A 15,859-nucleotide genomic window follows, 5' to 3' on the forward strand; every position below is an offset into this window, starting at 1 on the left:
GCAAGGCTGTATGACACTTGAATGATTACATACAGCCAGAAGGAATGTTGATGTGCTTTTTAAACAAAAACAGTATCTGATTCATCTAAGCTTGTATTTGTCAATGAAGTGTGATGTTGGTTAGAGTTGAGTTTTAGATGTAAATCTGTGAAAAGAGCATCTATATATGGATAGACAAAATTTGAAGAAATACAATCGACAAAAATATATTGATAGACCTGAGCCCCTTTTTGACCTTTCAATTCTGAACGATAGCGTTTGTATTTTTCGATAACAGAATCTAATCCTAATGGCGATATTAGCTCATAGTTAAAAACAAGCGATACTCCTATGATTTCATTTTCAGATCCAGGTTGTTTCCCACTTATATATTGGACTTCTGCTACTGGGCGAGTTAACCTCGATTCATGGCCATCTCCTTCATCAAAAAAATAAGAAACACTTTCCGCCCTACTAGGTTCCAGTTCCCCCACATGCGTAACAAATTTCAATTCATCTAACCTGTTACATAGCTCCCTAAATAACTCTTTTCCATCCGGTTCCATGATCATAAAATCATCTCCTATTAAAATTGTAAGTTGAATGCAAGCGTTTTCATTGAGGAGGACATTTTTCATATGCAGAGTCTAGTCGCTATCCTGTCCATTATATCTTAATGATATCACTTTTTGAAAACTGATAATCATGACAATTTAGTGAATTATAGATGATATTTTATTAGACAAGATGGGGTTGACTAGATTCCAGAGACCTTTTTTTAAAAAAACTGTGTTAAAGATTCATGTTTTGGACTCCTGTTGATTGTAGTGGAAGTCACACATACTCCTGCGGTTAACCAAGGAAAGCGAAGTACCTAAAACAGAGATCAACAATAACAAGATCTAAAAAATTTCCGCTTAAAACTTATCTTCAAAATGTACCAGCATTTCACAGCAAAATGCCCATTTTGATAAGGGATTTTCCCTATTTTTCTCCTTATGCGTGGAGAAACCACGTTTTTCTATAGATTATGACGATGAATAGTCGTTCTATTTTACAAGGAAAAAGCTGTGAAATATGGAATTACTAGACACAGGGAAAAAAACACCCTATCTTTTCGGAAAGGTAGTGATAGTATGTTTTACATCATTTTACAACCAAAGGTTCTCAGCAATTCCCAAGCTTCCGGTGAAGGTGAGGCGAGGGAGACCGTCCGAAAGGTTCTTGCTATACATCGAGTGAAGGTGATGACGATGTTTGGCATGAGCGAAAAAGAAAAAGGAGTGTCCAGTAAGCTAGAGTTGCTGGCTGAGCAGATTGCCAAGCAAGGAAAACGCGTGTCTAGCTTAATCCGAATTCAATTGGAGGACATCAAAGGAAGAGTACGAGCCCAATCCCCTGCGGCCTTACAATTTATTGGTCCGGGTGATTAAGAATAAACTCTAAATCGAAAGGTGGTGGAAAACGAAAAAATATACGTCAATTCATCCAACTAAAAATAAAATAAATCGTTGCACCCTAAAATATATATTCCTGCAGCCGCCTTCTGCAGATAAAAAGCGTTCCTTCGGCATCGAGGAGCGCTCATTACTGGGAGACGTACATAATCATTTAGATCGGCAACTTAATATAGAGTCATACATAGACTGGCAGATTCCTAATTTTTGGCAGGTGCCTGGCACCACCCATATTTTTCCAAGGGGTCGATTACCTTTCTATTGTAGGGGTTGCACCATTTTCCAATTTTTGTAAGGTGCCAGGCACCCCATTTTGCATATCACTTTTTACCCCTGTTCTGGTATAGGATTTGATGAGTTCAGCGATGTCGATGCCGGTCATTTCTTTTAGGGGTTCTTGCATGTCGACCATAGTTTTGGTGATGCTTTTTCCAAAGGATGGGACACCCTGCCCGTTTCCAGAATCAATGATTTTAACAGATTCGATATTGTTAAGCGGCTGCGCAATTTTTTCTGCAAATATTGGCAGCATTTCGATTAATTTCTCGGTGATGATCACCTCGCCGTGTTTTTCCATGGCTTCTGCTAGTAGTTTACGAGCTTCGGCTTCAGCAATCCCGCTTTCACGAATGACATCCGCTTCAGCTTTACCGCGTTGACGGATGACTTCTGCTTCTGCAGACCCTTCTTCCCTGCGAATTCTCGCTTTGGCTTCCCCATCGATCTCTGATTTTCGCGCTTGGGCCTCTGCTTTACGGGTCGTTTCATAGTACTCTGCATCCGCTTTTGCTTTCCGAACTTTACTTTCTTCTTCCTCTAATTTAACAGCACGTTCTCTTTCTAAAAATTGAAGCGTTAACTCTTCTTCCTTGATTTCCTTTGCTAATTTCGCTTTTTCCAGTTCATATGATTGTTCAGACTTTGCCCGCGCCCGCTCGGTTTCTTCTTTAAATGCTGCGTCTTTGATGTCCTTTTCTTTTTTCGACTCAGCGACAGAGATTTGGCGCTTGTATTCTTCTTCTTTGGCTTCTTGCTCCATTTTTGCGCGGTGAATTCTCGTTTCCCGCTCACTATCGGCCTCCGCAATTTCAGCTAACTTGCGCACCTCTGCGATTCGCGGTCGTCCTAAATTTTCAAGATAGCCATTTTCTTCATCGGCATCTCGTAAATCCGTGAGTCCTAATGATGTAATTTTGAAGCCCATTAAATCAAGCTGCTTTTGTGCTACTTCTTGGACATCATAATTAAATTTCTCACGGTCACTATTGATGTCCTCAACCGTCATTTTTGATAGAATCGCTCGAAGGTTACTTCCAAGCACTTCAATAATTTCTGCTTCAATTTCGTCTTGTTTTTTCCCTAAAAATTGCTCCGCATAGTTAGCGATTCCATTCAGGGTATCTGCTACCTTTACCATCGCGACGGCGTCAGCGACAATCGGCACTCCGCCATGAGTGTAAACTCTTGGTGTCGATAGCTTCAGTTGAAACGAGGTTAAGTTGACTGGAGTCGAGGTTTGAAATCTTCTTAGCCGGTAGCCTCCCCCACGGATAATTTTCATCGAACGCCCTTCCTGATCGGTGAAAATATTCGTTTCTTTCTCTGGATCGCCTAGCTTCGGACCTGTGATAATGAGCGCTTCGTTCGATTTCGCCGTTCGATAGCGAATACGCACCCAAAAGTAATACACGACACCTCCAAGAGCTGCCAAAATAAGAATTGGAATAAAAATCATAAGTGCACCTAGCATTCTCTTCCCCCCTAAGGATTTATTTATATAACCTACATAGTAGGATGAAACCTAAAATGGAGAATCATAAATTGATAGACTGAGAATGAAATCTGGATGAATGATGGGATAAATGGAGGAAAAAATAGAGGTAGGGATTCAATCTTGATATCCACAAATCATGCACACCAAACCATTATATATACTATTACGAATTAAATAACAGATGGTTTCAAAAACTTTACAGGCACCTTCCATAAACTGGAAGGTGCCTGTCACCTGTAAATAATTGGATGCAACAATGAGAACCGTCCCCCTGTTGCGCTTAACGGATTCTTCGTTCTGTTTTTTTGTCAAAGAAATGTATTTTATTATAATCAAGTGCGAGTTCGATGGTGTCTCCTTGTTTGACATATGATCGGGAGTCCATGCGGATAATTAGATTCTGACCTTCGAATGTTGAATAGACCATTGTTTCAGCACCTGTTAATTCAGCAACGTCTACATGGAGTGTAAATGTTTCTTTAATAAGATTGATAAGTCCTTTTTCAGCATAGAAATCTTCTGGTCTCACCCCTAGAATCATGTCCTTGCCCACATATCCTTGATCTCGAAGCATTTTCATTTTTCCATCTGGGATTGTAATCCCCTTTTGTCCGATCATGAACTTTCCATCTTCCAATTTACCGTTCAAAAAATTCATTGACGGGGACCCAATAAAGCTTCCAACAAAGCGATTTTCAGGATGGTCGTATACGTCTTTAGGAGAACCTATTTGCTGAATGACGCCATCTTTCATTACAACAATTCGAGTAGCCATAGTCATCGCTTCTGTCTGGTCATGGGTAACATAAATGGTCGTTGTCCCCAAAGTTTGATGCAACTTAACAATCTCAGCGCGCATTTGTACACGAAGTTGAGCGTCTAAATTGGATAACGGTTCATCCATTAAGAATACCTTTGCGTCCCTAACAATTGCACGCCCCAAAGCTACACGTTGACGTTGACCACCTGATAGGGCTTTCGGTTTCCGATTTAAATAATCTTCTAATCCCAAAATGTTAGCAGCTTCATTCACGCGTCGGTCGATCTCATCTTTTGAATATTTACGGAGCTTTAAAGAAAATGCCATATTATCATAAACGGTCATATGTGGGTATAAAGCATAGTTTTGAAAAACCATAGCAATATCACGGTCTTTAGAAGGTACACCGTTTACTCGTTTTTCATCGATGTATAAATCCCCTTTTGAAATTTTCTCGAGCCCTGCAATCATTCTAAGTGTGGTTGATTTTCCACAACCTGAAGGACCAACAAATACAATAAATTCCTTATCTTGTATATGAAGATTAAAGTCTTTTACAGCAGTCACATTATTATCATATACTTTATAAACATGTTCTAACTTTAATTCTGCCATGATGCCACCCCCAATACCCAATACCCATAACTACGCATGTAAGTATTTATACTTTCTTAACCCTGTCTGGTATTTGAATCATTAAAAAAATCTTTTATGTAGGTTGTCAAAAAAAGAAGCTCGTCTGTTTAGGCTGTCAGTCATTTAGCGGACGAGATAGACAGTTAGTGCACTTTTATAGTCTTGAAGAATAATTACTTTGTTATAAAAATATCAATATCTATTCGATAAAAGAATCCTAGTATTCTTACACAAAAATCATCGCTTGAAAAACACGATTCATCATAATAAAAATCATAGCACACACTTTAATCCAATGTAAATTTAAGGGTGACAGGCACCTTCCAGTTTCTGGAAGGTGCCTGTCACCCACTTTGTCACCCACTTTTATAGTGGTGGATTTTGATGGTGTTTTCTACATACGGGATAGTAGGAGTCATTTCCGCCAATTTGGATCTGCGCTCCTTCTCGGACCGGTTGATTGTTTTCGTCAACACGCAATGCCATGATCGCCTTTTTCTCACAAAACCAACAGATCGTCTTCATTTCTTCGATTTTATCTGCATACAACAGCATGTATTTACTGCCCTCAAATAAGTTATTCTGAAAATCATTTTTCAACCCGAAACCCATGACTGGTATATGTAATTCATCCACAATTTTAGCCATTTGAAAAACATGCTCTTTTAACACAAATTGAACCTCATCTACCAAGATACAGCTCAATTTTATAGGGGAATCCTTTACGATTTGAAAAAGATTGGTGTCCTCATCAATCGGAATGGCCTCCCTCTTCAGCCCTACTCTTGAAGACACCCAGCCAACCCCATCTCGGTCATCGATCGCTGGTGTAAAAAGCAAAACATGTTTATTTTGTTCCTCATAATTGTGGGCCACCTTAATTATTTCAATTGATTTTCCCGAATTCATTGCACCATATTTGAAAAATAGTTGAGCCATATCCATTAACCCCTTTTTAAACATTATATTAAAAGAATATACCATAATGGGATCGGTCACTCCTACCTTATTCGTCCACCTTTTTTATAAGAAACGCCTCTATCCGTTTATCAGCCTGCATGAATTTTTAACCAGAGGAAAAGATAGACAAGACCTTATTTTACGAGGAAAGGGGATTTTCATGAACAAAAAGTGGATACGGATATTAACAGGGTTGTTCTTAACTGCCCTTATTTCCACAGGATGTATCAATGACGATACACCGCCTCCGCCACCAGGTGATGGACAAGAGGATAATCAAGAAGACACCGAAGAAGAGCAACCAGCCGTCAAAGAACCTACCGAAAAAGCAGAAGACCTCCTCGATGACGGCAGCGTGATCACTGAAGAAGAAAAACAACGGGACCGCGAAATGGAAGAAAAAACCGAACAATCGTTAGAAAATCAAGAATAAAGTTGGGTGCCAGGCACCATCCATAATTTGGGAATTAACCAAATGTAGATGGGCCTCAGTACCTGCTTACCTTCTACTAGAGTGCTTCTCCCCTAATCGAGTTGCCCAGCTTTCACACCAAAACGCATCATAGGGAGTTAGGTTAAATCCTTTTGCCCGCTTATAATTTCGATAATGGTAGCGAATAGCCGACGGTATATGAATGAGGAATGGCATTAATACACCTAGCATCATATTTTGAAATCCATGTCCGTATTCGTGGCGTTTTAAGGTAAGAGTCGCATCCTTTTGAACGAAGAAAAACCCTCCAAAGTTCACACCACCCCAATTCCTGCCAACCTCAAAGTATACCGCATGACAGAATCTTCGAGGCTTATACCCTTTACAAATCAATAGAAAAGCTACACCTGCACCGATTATATTGATGGGGATTCCCCAAGTTAACTGAACGAGCCAATAAAGAAATGTACGCATGACGTGATCCTCACTATATGGGTACGTTACATTTTAGCACCCAATTATATTAAATGTATTATAGCCCTTAAAAACTCAAAAAGCACAATGAGCGATACCCATCGTGCTTATTCTATCGATTATCTTATTTTTTTAATTCTTTCGTTACATCAACGGAAGCCATTTCTTTTACTTCTTTCACTTCGTCAACAACATCACTTGTTAGTTCTCTTGCTGATTTTTTGAATTCACCTAATGTTTGACCCACCGCACGTCCTAATTCTGGTAATTTCTTAGGTCCAAAGATGATAAGCGCTAAAACGATGATTAATATTAACCCTGGAACTCCAATATTTGCTAACATGTGATTCACTCCTTATTTAATCGTTAATCTTTTTTAACTATTTTAATTAGCTTGTGAAAGAGCTGCTCGAACAGCTTCAACAATCGCTTTTGACGTTTGGGTTGCCCCTGAGATTGTATCTACTTTAGTAGATTGAGCTTCCACCATTTTTCCTGGCAGACTCTCAATAGCTTTCGTCCCAAATCCGTCTGTTTCATCATGATCGATCACATTTACTTCAGCAATTTTCCTATCTGTTATAACGACCGTTACCTTTAGCCCTGGGTTTCTTCCTGTATCACTCGTGCCCTCATAAGTACCGTCTTCATAAACAACAGGCTCCTTACTAGCCTCCGCTTCGGCATTTGACTCCTCTGAACTACAACCAGTCGTCACGATAAATGCTACAAGTATAGTAAAAAGTAGAGCTATTAATCTCTTCAATCTCACTACTCCTCTATAAAGTTTAATAATACTCTAAAACATTCATCACCTATGAGTTTATTTTAAAACGATCCCTCCAACTTTGCAGTGACACTTGTTACACCTTAGAAAAAATTCGGGTCTTCCAATAAATGTAAGGTGCCTGTCACCTTACATTTATTTCCTTTTCTACTTTGTGTGCCGGTCCGTCTTTTGGGGCCAACCAAACTGTCAGTAGGTATTCGCCCTGACTCAAGTTTAATTCTTTTAGGTCGATTTCATAGGTCAACATCTCTCCCGGTTTAATTGTTTCCTTCCCCAATACTTGCAGAAAAGATGTGACACTTGAGTATAGAAAGATTTCCTCCCCTGCTTTTGTTTTTATGGAATAATCAATTCTCTGGGAACTGGTGAATTCCAACTCTACATCCCTTTCCGAAATGTTTTTCACTTTATATTGAAAAACCAAATCCTCTTTTTCAATTAAACGTGGTTCCAATTCACAACCTCTCCCTTCACTCTTTCGGTCTTCGCCCACAACATCTTTAGAACGATCCTCCATCCCACAGCCTGATAACATAATGCCAATAAGCAAGATGATCCATACTTTTCGCATCACACAACCTCGATTCTACTCTTTTTCACTCATCATTATATAGTTAGAATTCATCATATAAACATTTCTCCCCCAATTGACACATCCGACTATCGAATTATTTTTTAAATTGTTTAATAAATTTGAAAATTTAACAAGGAATTTGCGTAATTTTGTTGAAATCTTTTAGTATGAGATGAAAATTGTAACACGACAAAGAAAAATGGAGTGTGATTCATGTGTTTAAATGGTTGTTTCGTTCATCAACTGAACAAATTAGTTGTGAAAAACGGGTAAAAAACGTAATGACTCGGTTAAAAATTGAGAATTTCCATTTCAATTGGGACCGTGACAGTTGTTTTATTGAATTTGACTACCAAGAACAATCATACAAAATGGAACACTCTGTTTTAAAAGCGAATGAAAAAGGCGTTTATCACGTAAAAAATGGACTCGACTGTTTAATGGAATTAGTCTTAACTCTAGAAGATCTTTGTAAAATCATAGAAAGAGGAACCTATACCCTTGAATACTGGGTATCAAGTATGGAGCAAGAATTTCAAAAAGAAGAAGTAGAAACTCATGAATTTCCAGAATATGTAGATGAAAGAGTACCTCGAATTTTTAGAATGCGACATTAGGGTGCTAGGCACCTTCCATAAATTGTAAAAAACTAACTAAATAGTAACCTTCTAGGAAACTTTTTACTCCTGCTCGACGAATGTGCAATAATTAAAGGGGGTTCTTTCACTTGGCACATAAAAACTCGCTGGGGGTCTTCTACATTGATGAAGGAATAGGCGGGTTTTTGATTGTTTTTGTAAAATAAATAGGAACTATATCGATATTCCTCCATTTTGTCGACCATGGGTTCTTTCGTATGAATTGGATTGCGGTGGATATATTTACTTACTTCGAGAAGATCCTGTGGAATTAAAATAGGGGAACTATTGAAACGTTGTTGAAATACATGACCACAATGATTGTATTTTTGATTGTAGTAATCGGTATAACGCTTATTAAATATAGCCATAATTTTTGAAATAGAAGCCGCTTCTGATTTAAGGAGGAAGTGATAATGATTGGTCATGATGCAGTAGCAACAGATGGAAATGGGATATTGGATATGAATCATTTCTAGCAAACGAAATACCTCAATCATATCAATTTCATCGCGAAAAATAATTTGCCGATTATTCCCCCTTGTGTAAATGTGATGATAAGCACCAGGAATCCAAATCCTTTGTTTTCTTGCCATACTTCTTCTCCTTTCACTATTTAATTTTAACCATCCTTCACACCTAAAACGATCACCCTACCTTTCTGCTCATAAACTACAACCGCCACACCAAACAGTATATAATAACCAAGACCTTATTCCTATCTATTTTTGTTCTATTCCCAAAAAATGTAAAGTGCCTGGCACCTTACATTTTTTCCCTAATTTCTCTTCCAATTTCTGTTAGGTGCCTGTCACCTACAAAAAACACTATATTTTGACACGATTTTTATCTATAATGGATGCAGAGTGTATTTATTTTCTTTGTAGAAAGGATAAGAACATGCGAGCGGATAAAAAACGTAAAAAGGGAAAAAAGTGGCTTAAAGTTACTGGGATTATTGTCTTATTGTTACTCATCGGAGCGGGGGGATATGCCTACTCCATCTTTAACTCTTTAACTAGCGCAGTAGATACCATGCATCAGCCAATTGACCGAGAGAAATCAGAAAAAAGACCCGAGGAAATTACATTATCTCAACAGGACCCGTTCTCTATTTTGCTACTGGGTGTTGATGAACGTCAAGGAGATCGTGGTCGCTCTGATACCATGATTGTTTTAACTGTCAATCCAAATCAGAACTCAATGAAAATGTTAAGTATTCCAAGGGATACGAGAACTGAAATTATTGGGCGAGGAACAACTGACAAGATTAATCATGCCTATGCCTTTGGTGGCGAAGAAATGTCGATGAATACGGTAGAACATTTATTAGATATTCCGATTGATTATTACGTCCGCGTGAATATGGAAGGCTTTAAAGATGTAGTAAATGCCGTCGGTGGAATTCAAGTCAATAACAATTTAGCTTTCTCAAATGGCGGTCATAAGTTTGCCACAGGGCAAATCAATCTGAATGGTGACCAAGCCTTATCATTTGTTAGAATGCGCTACGATGATCCTAGAGGCGATTTTGGGCGTCAGGAAAGACAACGTCAAGTAATCTCAGGGGTGATTAAGCGTGGAGCGTCTTTCAGCTCACTGACTAAATTTGATGATATTTTTGCAGCTTTAGGTAAAAATGTTCGAACCAACCTTTCCTTTGATGAAATGTATGATATTCAAAAAAATTATAAAAATGCGATAGGAACCATTGACCAATTACAAATCACCGGTAAAGGGACAAAAATAGATGGTATTTACTATCAAATCGTTTCCGACGAGGAAATTCAAAGAGTCCAAGCTGAACTAAAAAATCATTTAGAAATTTAAAACATAGGGTGCCAGGCACCTTCCAGTTTCTGGAAGGTGCCTGGCACTTTTTCATTCTGGAAACCTCTCATAACACAATGATGCAAGAACACCTGCTGTTAAAATGGTTATCGTTGAAAAAACAACACTTTGTAGACCTAAGGTTTGAAATCCAATTAGCACTATCAATACATCCATGATCGCGATCAATAGCCCAATGTTTAAGGCTGTGGCTTTTGAGATAAAGTATGCAATTAGGTCCGTTCCGCCCGTACTTGTCTTATATCGCAGCATAATTCCGACACCGATCCCGCAAATGGCCCCACCTAGAACTGCACTTATTCCAATCGGTAGGGAGAAATGATAGGGAGCCAATAAGTCTATAAAAATTGCGGTCACGATCATCCCATAAACACTGCCATGAAACTGTTTCTTGTCCTTTACCCAAGCGTAAATAATTAAGGGAATACTCAACAATGCCGACCACAACCCTGCATTAAAATCAAAGTAATAATGTAGGATAAGGGCTAATCCAATAATCCCTCCATCTAGAAGATGATGTGGTACTAAAAATCCATTAATACCAATACCAAGTAAAATACTTCCGACCAACATGGCCGATACTCGTGCAAAAACCCTAACCACCCCATTTTATCGTTTTCCGAAAGAAGACTCCTACTTCAATTTTGTACAGGTCGTAGCCCAAAAATAAGTGGGAGATGAATGTCGGTTGGCGATAGCCAAAACACTTGTTTGAATGGTGAAATATTCCTGTAAGTTGTTCTTTGAAAACTGGATATATAGGGTTAGTGCGAGAAAGGCTTCGCACTGTAAAATATCCAAGCACCATCGCCTTCACACATACCGAAGATGCGAAAACAAAGCTAAAGTAGGGTGCTTGGCTAGTTCAACGTATAAGTTTGAAACACTTGCAGGTGGCTCATGCTACTTGTACTGCTAACCGTCGGTGCGACGGGGATAGCCTGCTAAAAACTGAAGGATACTTCGGTGTTCGCGGGAATCTCCATCTTCAAATTTTCGTTAGAAGATAAGGTAGAGTAGTTCAACTAACAAAAGTCCTTACTAATTCTTATGATGGTTGTCCGAAAATTATTCATGCTAAACAGGGTCACCGTTTCCTATCCCTAGTGTTTAATAGAAATTCCCCCGAAAGTAAAAAAACCACCAATCTACAATAGGATCGGTGGTTTTTTGTACTATCTATACGCGCCTTAGAGGATTTGAACCTCTGACCGTACGCTTAGAAGGCGTATGCTCTATCCAGCTGAGCTAAAGGCGCAATATGTAATTGGATGGCGGAGAAGGAGGGATTTGAACCCTCGCGCCGGTTGCCCGACCTACACCCTTAGCAGGGGCGCCTCTTCAGCCACTTGAGTACTTCTCCATAAAATAAAAATGGCTCCGCAGGTAGGATTCGAACCTACGACCGATCGGTTAACAGCCGATTGCTCTACCACTGAGCTACTGCGGAGTAATAAATATTTTGTCCTAAATGTTGCTTGTGGTCGAACTTGTGCGCCAAAAGCTATTTGCTTTTGTTGCAAAACGAATCCCCTGCGGGACGATTCGTTTCTCTACCACTGAGCTACTGCGGAACAATAAAGAATATTTGTCTAGCTTCGGCTCCTAGCTTTTCGGCCGCTTCGATCCGCTCCCGCAAATCCAAAACCGGGATTTGCATGATCTGCTCTCCACCGTCTTTCAAAGCTGTGCAGTCGCCTATGCATTTCATTTAATGGTGGGCCTAAATGGACTCGAACCATCGACCTCACGCTTATCAGGCGTGCGCTCTAACCAGCTGAGCTATAGGCCCATTATTTTATATGGAGCGGGTGATGGGAATCGAACCCACGACAACAGCTTGGAAGGCTGTAGTTTTACCACTAAACTACACCCGCATATATGATTTATAATTTCGTCCAAAGGCGGCAACCGGATTCGAACCGGTGAATAAAGGTTTTGCAGACCTTGGCCTTACCACTTGGCTATGCCGCCAAAAACTGGGCTAGCAGGATTCGAACCTACGAATGACGGAGTCAAAGTCCGTTGCCTTACCGCTTGGCTATAGCCCAAAAACCTTAAATGGGGCGGCTGATGGGAATCGAACCCACGAATGTCGGAACCACAATCCGATGCGTTAACCACTTCGCCACAACCGCCATTATGATATTTTAGAACAGGGGTAGTAGGAATTGAACCCACACCAAAGGTTTTGGAGACCTTCGTTCTACCTTTAAACTATACCCCTATTATGTATGGTGGAGGGGGACGGATTCGAACCGCCGAACCCGAAGGAGCGGATTTACAGTCCGCCGCGTTTAGCCACTTCGCTACCCCTCCAAATTTATAGGGACATAAGGGATTTCATTAATGGTGGCTCAGGACGGAATCGAACCGCCGACACATGGATTTTCAGTCCATTGCTCTACCGACTGAGCTACTGAGCCACAAATATATTTAAACAGTAGTGATCCATGGAATCCTACTGGAAAACAAAAAAATATAAATGGCGGTCCGGACGGGACTCGAACCCGCGACCTCCTGCGTGACAGGCAGGCATTCTAACCAACTGAACTACCGGACCAGATTGCGGGGACAGGATTTGAACCTGCGACCTCCGGGTTATGAGCCCGACGAGCTACCGGACTGCTCTACCCCGCGATAATAGTATTTATATTTAAATGGCGGAGGAAGAGGGATTCGAACCCCCGCGCGGTTTAACCCGCCTGTCGGTTTTCAAGACCGATCCCTTCAGCCAGACTTGGGTATTCCTCCACTTAAAAATAACGATGGATCTTGTAGGACTCGAACCTACGACCGGACGGTTATGAGCCGTCTGCTCTAACCAGCTGAGCTAAAGATCCTTAGATCCTTGGTTTCTAAATTTACTTAAAAATCCAATAGCGGCGATAGGGATCGAACCTACGACCTTTCGGGTATGAACCGAATGCTCTAGCCAGCTGAGCTACACCGCCAAAATATATAAACAATTGTTGTTTTTACTTGTAAAGTGGAGACTAGCGGGATCGAACCGCTGACCTCCTGCGTGCAAAGCAGGCGCTCTCCCAGCTGAGCTAAGCCCCCATTATTGTAAATCCTGGTCGGGAAGACAGGATTCGAACCTGCGACCCCTTGGTCCCAAACCAAGTGCTCTACCAAGCTGAGCTACTTCCCGTAAATAAGCGCGCCCGAAAGGAGTCGAACCCATAACCTTCTGATCCGTAGTCAGACGCTCTATCCAATTGAGCTACGGGCGCATTGTTAAATAGATGGTGCCGAGGACCGGAATCGAACCGGTACGGTAGTCACCTACCGCAGGATTTTAAGTCCTGTGCGTCTGCCAGTTCCGCCACCCCGGCTTAAAAATAAGAGCGGAAGACGGGATTCGAACCCGCGACCCCCACCTTGGCAAGGTGGTGTTCTACCACTGAACTACTTCCGCATATGCGGGTGAAGGGAGTCGAACCCCCACGCCTTGCGGCGCTAGATCCTAAGTCTAGTGCGTCTGCCAATTCCGCCACACCCGCGATAAATGGTGAGCCATGCAGGATTCGAACCTGCGACCCTCTGATTAAAAGTCAGATGCTCTACCAACTGAGCTAATGGCTCAAAAAAAAGACCCTGTCTTGTCCTAAATACAGATAGTGGTCCTCTGCTGCAAAAGCCTTTGACTTTTGTCGCATGTTTCATCCTCTTCAGGACGATGAAACATGGTGCCGGCCAGAGGACTTGAACCCCCAACCTACTGATTACAAGTCAGTTGCTCTACCAATTGAGCTAGGCCGGCAATATGGTGGAGGATGACGGGCTCGAACCGCCGACCCTCTGCTTGTAAGGCAGATGCTCTCCCAGCTGAGCTAATCCTCCATATGGTGACCCGTACGGGATTCGAACCCGTGTTACCGCCGTGAAAGGGCGGTGTCTTAACCGCTTGACCAACGGGCCATTTAAAACTAAATATTCCCACTAAATTAGACAAAAATAAAGCCCCTAATAGATTAATAAAAGGGGCTAGCCTGGCAACGTCCTACTCTCACAGGGGTAAAACCCCAACTACCATTGGCGCTGAGAAGCTTAACTTCCGTGTTCGGGATGGGAACGGGTGTGACCTTCTCGCCATTGTTACCAGACTATTTTGTTGAAGGATTGTTCCTTCAAAACTAGATAATGCTGACATTCATCATAATTGTGGTTAAGTCCTCGACCGATTAGTATTTGTCAGCTCCACGTGTCACCACGCTTCCACCTCAAACCTATCAACCTGATCATCTTTCAGGGGTCTTACTAGTTTAACACTATGGGAAATCTCATCTTGAGGGGGGCTTCATGCTTAGATGCTTTCAGCACTTATCCCTTCCGCACATAGCTACCCAGCGATGCTCTTGGCAGAACAACTGGTACACCAGCGGTGCGTCCATCCCGGTCCTCTCGTACTAAGGACAGCTCCTCTCAAATTTCCTACGCCCACGACGGATAGGGACCGAACTGTCTCACGACGTTCTGAACCCAGCTCGCGTACCGCTTTAATGGGCGAACAGCCCAACCCTTGGGACCGACTACAGCCCCAGGATGCGATGAGCCGACATCGAGGTGCCAAACCTCCCCGTCGATGTGGACTCTTGGGGGAGATAAGCCTGTTATCCCCGGGGTAGCTTTTATCCGTTGAGCGATGGCCCTTCCATGCGGAACCACCGGATCACTAAGCCCGACTTTCGTCCCTGCTCGACTTGTAGGTCTCGCAGTCAAGCTCCCTTGTGCCTTTACACTCTACGAATGATTTCCAACCATTCTGAGGGAACCTTTGGGCGCCTCCGTTACTCTTTAGGAGGCGACCGCCCCAGTCAAACTGCCCACCTGACACTGTCTCCCAGCCCGATAAGGGCTGCGGGTTAGAATTTCAATACAGCCAGGGTAGTATCCCACCGATGCCTCCACCGAAGCTGGCGCTCCGGCTTCCAAGGCTCCTACCTATCCTGTACAAGCTGTACCAAAATTCAATATCAGGCTACAGTAAAGCTCCACGGGGTCTTTCCGTCCTGTCGCGGGTAACCTGCATCTTCACAGGTACTATAATTTCACCGAGTCTCTCGTTGAGACAGTGCCCAGATCGTTACGCCTTTCGTGCGGGTCGGAACTTACCCGACAAGGAATTTCGCTACCTTAGGACCGTTATAGTTACGGCCGCCGTTTACTGGGGCTTCAATTCAAAGCTTCGCCTTGCGGCTAACCTCTCCTCTTAACCTTCCAGCACCGGGCAGGCGTCAGCCCCTATACTTCGCCTTGCGGCTTCGCAGAGACCTGTGTTTTTGCTAAACAGTCGCCTGGGCCTATTCACTGCGGCTTCTCAGGGCTTTAACACCCTAAAAAGCACCCCTTCTCCCGAAGTTACGGGGTCATTTTGCCGAGTTCCTTAACGAGAGTTCTCTCGCTCACCTTAGGATTCTCTCCTTGACTACCTGTGTCGGTTTGCGGTACGGGCACCTGCTTCCTCGCTAGAGGCTTTTCTTGGCAGTGTGGAATCAGGAACTTCGGTACTATATTTCCCTCGCCATCA

At 42.1% G+C, this 15,859-nt stretch carries 14 protein-coding genes, 26 tRNA genes and 2 rRNA genes (1 of these 42 cut by a window edge); 4 read left to right on the plus strand and 38 right to left on the minus strand.

Annotated features, from left to right (window positions below):
• Positions 1-59: 59 nt before the first annotated feature.
• Positions 60-551: a hypothetical protein gene (locus Q5760_RS23920; protein ID WP_428910023.1), complete on the minus strand. Its 492-nt coding sequence runs from the start codon at positions 549-551 to the stop codon at positions 60-62.
• 564 nt (positions 552-1,115) lie between these two features.
• Between Q5760_RS23920 and Q5760_RS23925 the strand changes: the two genes are divergently transcribed.
• Positions 1,116-1,412 (plus strand): hypothetical protein, encoded by a 297-nt coding sequence (locus Q5760_RS23925; RefSeq protein WP_428910024.1) that lies wholly within the window; start codon positions 1,116-1,118, stop codon positions 1,410-1,412.
• A 274-nt stretch (positions 1,413-1,686) separates the two neighbouring features.
• Here Q5760_RS23925 and Q5760_RS23930 read toward each other — a convergent pair whose 3' ends face one another.
• The 3 genes from Q5760_RS23930 to Q5760_RS23940 all read right to left on the minus strand — a co-directional run bounded on the left by Q5760_RS23930 (position 1,687) and on the right by Q5760_RS23940 (position 5,545).
• Positions 1,687-3,186 carry a flotillin family protein gene (locus Q5760_RS23930; RefSeq protein WP_428910025.1) on the minus strand — a complete coding sequence of 500 codons (1,500 nt, stop codon included), beginning with the start codon at positions 3,184-3,186 and terminating at the stop codon, positions 1,687-1,689.
• Between the two features lie 304 nt (positions 3,187-3,490).
• Positions 3,491-4,585 (minus strand): ABC transporter ATP-binding protein, encoded by a 1,095-nt coding sequence (locus Q5760_RS23935; protein ID WP_428910026.1) that lies wholly within the window; start codon positions 4,583-4,585, stop codon positions 3,491-3,493.
• A gap of 387 nt (positions 4,586-4,972) precedes the next feature.
• Positions 4,973-5,545 carry a thymidine kinase gene (locus tag Q5760_RS23940; protein ID WP_428912676.1) on the minus strand — a complete coding sequence of 191 codons (573 nt, stop codon included), beginning with the start codon at positions 5,543-5,545 and terminating at the stop codon, positions 4,973-4,975.
• 181 nt (positions 5,546-5,726) lie between these two features.
• Here Q5760_RS23940 and Q5760_RS23945 point away from each other — a divergent pair, with 181 nt between their 5' ends.
• A complete protein-coding gene (locus tag Q5760_RS23945; protein ID WP_428910027.1) occupies positions 5,727-5,999 on the plus strand; it encodes a hypothetical protein in 273 nt (90 codons plus the stop codon).
• Between the two features lie 66 nt (positions 6,000-6,065).
• On the opposite strand, the gene Q5760_RS23950 is transcribed toward Q5760_RS23945, so the two are convergent.
• The 4 genes from Q5760_RS23950 to Q5760_RS23965 form a co-directional block, all read right to left on the minus strand.
• Complete coding sequence (locus tag Q5760_RS23950; protein ID WP_428910028.1) at positions 6,066-6,473, minus strand: hypothetical protein; 408 nt, start codon at positions 6,471-6,473, stop codon at positions 6,066-6,068.
• Positions 6,474-6,597: 124 nt separating this feature from the next.
• Positions 6,598-6,816 carry a twin-arginine translocase TatA/TatE family subunit gene (tatA, locus tag Q5760_RS23955; protein ID WP_428910029.1) on the minus strand — a complete coding sequence of 73 codons (219 nt, stop codon included), beginning with the start codon at positions 6,814-6,816 and terminating at the stop codon, positions 6,598-6,600.
• Between the two features lie 42 nt (positions 6,817-6,858).
• On the minus strand, positions 6,859-7,239 hold the full coding sequence (locus Q5760_RS23960) for an FMN-binding protein (protein WP_428910030.1): 381 nt from the start codon (positions 7,237-7,239) through the stop codon (positions 6,859-6,861).
• A 145-nt stretch (positions 7,240-7,384) separates the two neighbouring features.
• The gene (locus tag Q5760_RS23965) at positions 7,385-7,834 is read right to left on the minus strand and encodes a BsuPI-related putative proteinase inhibitor (protein WP_428910031.1); all 450 of its coding nucleotides are present in this window, start codon (positions 7,832-7,834) and stop codon (positions 7,385-7,387) included.
• 218 nt (positions 7,835-8,052) lie between these two features.
• Between Q5760_RS23965 and Q5760_RS23970 the strand changes: the two genes are divergently transcribed.
• The gene (locus tag Q5760_RS23970; protein ID WP_428910032.1) at positions 8,053-8,454 is read left to right on the plus strand and encodes a hypothetical protein; all 402 of its coding nucleotides are present in this window, start codon (positions 8,053-8,055) and stop codon (positions 8,452-8,454) included.
• Between the two features lie 32 nt (positions 8,455-8,486).
• Here the strand turns inward: Q5760_RS23970 and Q5760_RS23975 are convergent, their stop codons facing one another.
• Positions 8,487-9,071: a transposase gene (locus tag Q5760_RS23975; RefSeq protein WP_428910033.1), complete on the minus strand. Its 585-nt coding sequence runs from the start codon at positions 9,069-9,071 to the stop codon at positions 8,487-8,489.
• A 304-nt stretch (positions 9,072-9,375) separates the two neighbouring features.
• Here Q5760_RS23975 and Q5760_RS23980 point away from each other — a divergent pair, with 304 nt between their 5' ends.
• Positions 9,376-10,305: a LytR family transcriptional regulator gene (locus Q5760_RS23980; RefSeq protein WP_428910034.1), complete on the plus strand. Its 930-nt coding sequence runs from the start codon at positions 9,376-9,378 to the stop codon at positions 10,303-10,305.
• A 51-nt stretch (positions 10,306-10,356) separates the two neighbouring features.
• Here Q5760_RS23980 and Q5760_RS23985 read toward each other — a convergent pair whose 3' ends face one another.
• From Q5760_RS23985 to Q5760_RS24125, 29 genes are all read right to left on the minus strand, one after another.
• Positions 10,357-10,929, minus strand: a complete 573-nt coding sequence (locus Q5760_RS23985) for a YitT family protein (protein ID WP_428910035.1) — start codon at positions 10,927-10,929, stop codon at positions 10,357-10,359.
• Between the two features lie 581 nt (positions 10,930-11,510).
• Positions 11,511-11,584 (minus strand) — tRNA-Arg (locus tag Q5760_RS23990).
• Between the two features lie 14 nt (positions 11,585-11,598).
• Positions 11,599-11,689 (minus strand) — tRNA-Ser (locus Q5760_RS23995).
• A 12-nt stretch (positions 11,690-11,701) separates the two neighbouring features.
• Positions 11,702-11,776: transfer RNA gene (locus tag Q5760_RS24000), tRNA-Asn, on the minus strand.
• Positions 11,777-12,041: 265 nt separating this feature from the next.
• Positions 12,042-12,118: transfer RNA gene (locus Q5760_RS24005), tRNA-Ile, on the minus strand.
• An 11-nt stretch (positions 12,119-12,129) separates the two neighbouring features.
• Positions 12,130-12,203: transfer RNA gene (locus tag Q5760_RS24010), tRNA-Gly, on the minus strand.
• Between the two features lie 25 nt (positions 12,204-12,228).
• A tRNA-Cys gene (locus Q5760_RS24015) sits at positions 12,229-12,300 on the minus strand.
• Positions 12,301-12,305: 5 nt separating this feature from the next.
• Positions 12,306-12,377 (minus strand) — tRNA-Gln (locus Q5760_RS24020).
• Positions 12,378-12,388: 11 nt separating this feature from the next.
• Positions 12,389-12,464 (minus strand) — tRNA-His (locus Q5760_RS24025).
• A gap of 18 nt (positions 12,465-12,482) precedes the next feature.
• A tRNA-Trp gene (locus Q5760_RS24030) sits at positions 12,483-12,553 on the minus strand.
• 8 nt (positions 12,554-12,561) lie between these two features.
• Positions 12,562-12,645, minus strand: a tRNA-Tyr gene (locus Q5760_RS24035).
• Between the two features lie 31 nt (positions 12,646-12,676).
• A tRNA-Phe gene (locus Q5760_RS24040) sits at positions 12,677-12,752 on the minus strand.
• Positions 12,753-12,812: 60 nt separating this feature from the next.
• Positions 12,813-12,889: transfer RNA gene (locus Q5760_RS24045), tRNA-Asp, on the minus strand.
• A gap of 3 nt (positions 12,890-12,892) precedes the next feature.
• Positions 12,893-12,966 (minus strand) — tRNA-Met (locus Q5760_RS24050).
• A 21-nt stretch (positions 12,967-12,987) separates the two neighbouring features.
• Positions 12,988-13,080 (minus strand) — tRNA-Ser (locus Q5760_RS24055).
• A 15-nt stretch (positions 13,081-13,095) separates the two neighbouring features.
• Positions 13,096-13,169 (minus strand) — tRNA-Ile (locus tag Q5760_RS24060).
• Between the two features lie 37 nt (positions 13,170-13,206).
• A tRNA-Met gene (locus Q5760_RS24065) sits at positions 13,207-13,280 on the minus strand.
• Positions 13,281-13,316: 36 nt separating this feature from the next.
• Positions 13,317-13,389 (minus strand) — tRNA-Ala (locus Q5760_RS24070).
• 14 nt (positions 13,390-13,403) lie between these two features.
• Positions 13,404-13,480 (minus strand) — tRNA-Pro (locus tag Q5760_RS24075).
• Between the two features lie 8 nt (positions 13,481-13,488).
• Positions 13,489-13,562, minus strand: a tRNA-Arg gene (locus Q5760_RS24080).
• Between the two features lie 13 nt (positions 13,563-13,575).
• Positions 13,576-13,664 (minus strand) — tRNA-Leu (locus Q5760_RS24085).
• A gap of 11 nt (positions 13,665-13,675) precedes the next feature.
• Positions 13,676-13,747 (minus strand) — tRNA-Gly (locus tag Q5760_RS24090).
• Positions 13,748-13,750: 3 nt separating this feature from the next.
• Positions 13,751-13,832, minus strand: a tRNA-Leu gene (locus Q5760_RS24095).
• A 6-nt stretch (positions 13,833-13,838) separates the two neighbouring features.
• Positions 13,839-13,914 (minus strand) — tRNA-Lys (locus tag Q5760_RS24100).
• Between the two features lie 102 nt (positions 13,915-14,016).
• A tRNA-Thr gene (locus Q5760_RS24105) sits at positions 14,017-14,092 on the minus strand.
• A 4-nt stretch (positions 14,093-14,096) separates the two neighbouring features.
• Positions 14,097-14,172: transfer RNA gene (locus Q5760_RS24110), tRNA-Val, on the minus strand.
• A 3-nt stretch (positions 14,173-14,175) separates the two neighbouring features.
• Positions 14,176-14,250, minus strand: a tRNA-Glu gene (locus tag Q5760_RS24115).
• Positions 14,251-14,319: 69 nt separating this feature from the next.
• Positions 14,320-14,435, minus strand: a 5S ribosomal RNA gene (gene rrf, locus Q5760_RS24120).
• Between the two features lie 58 nt (positions 14,436-14,493).
• Positions 14,494-15,859, minus strand: a 23S ribosomal RNA gene (locus tag Q5760_RS24125) (it continues 1,572 nt past the right edge of the window).

Origin of the sequence: Niallia sp. Kr1, from assembly GCF_050389805.1 — a bacterium.
GTDB lineage: Bacteria > Bacillota > Bacilli > Bacillales > Cytobacillaceae > Bacillus_BD.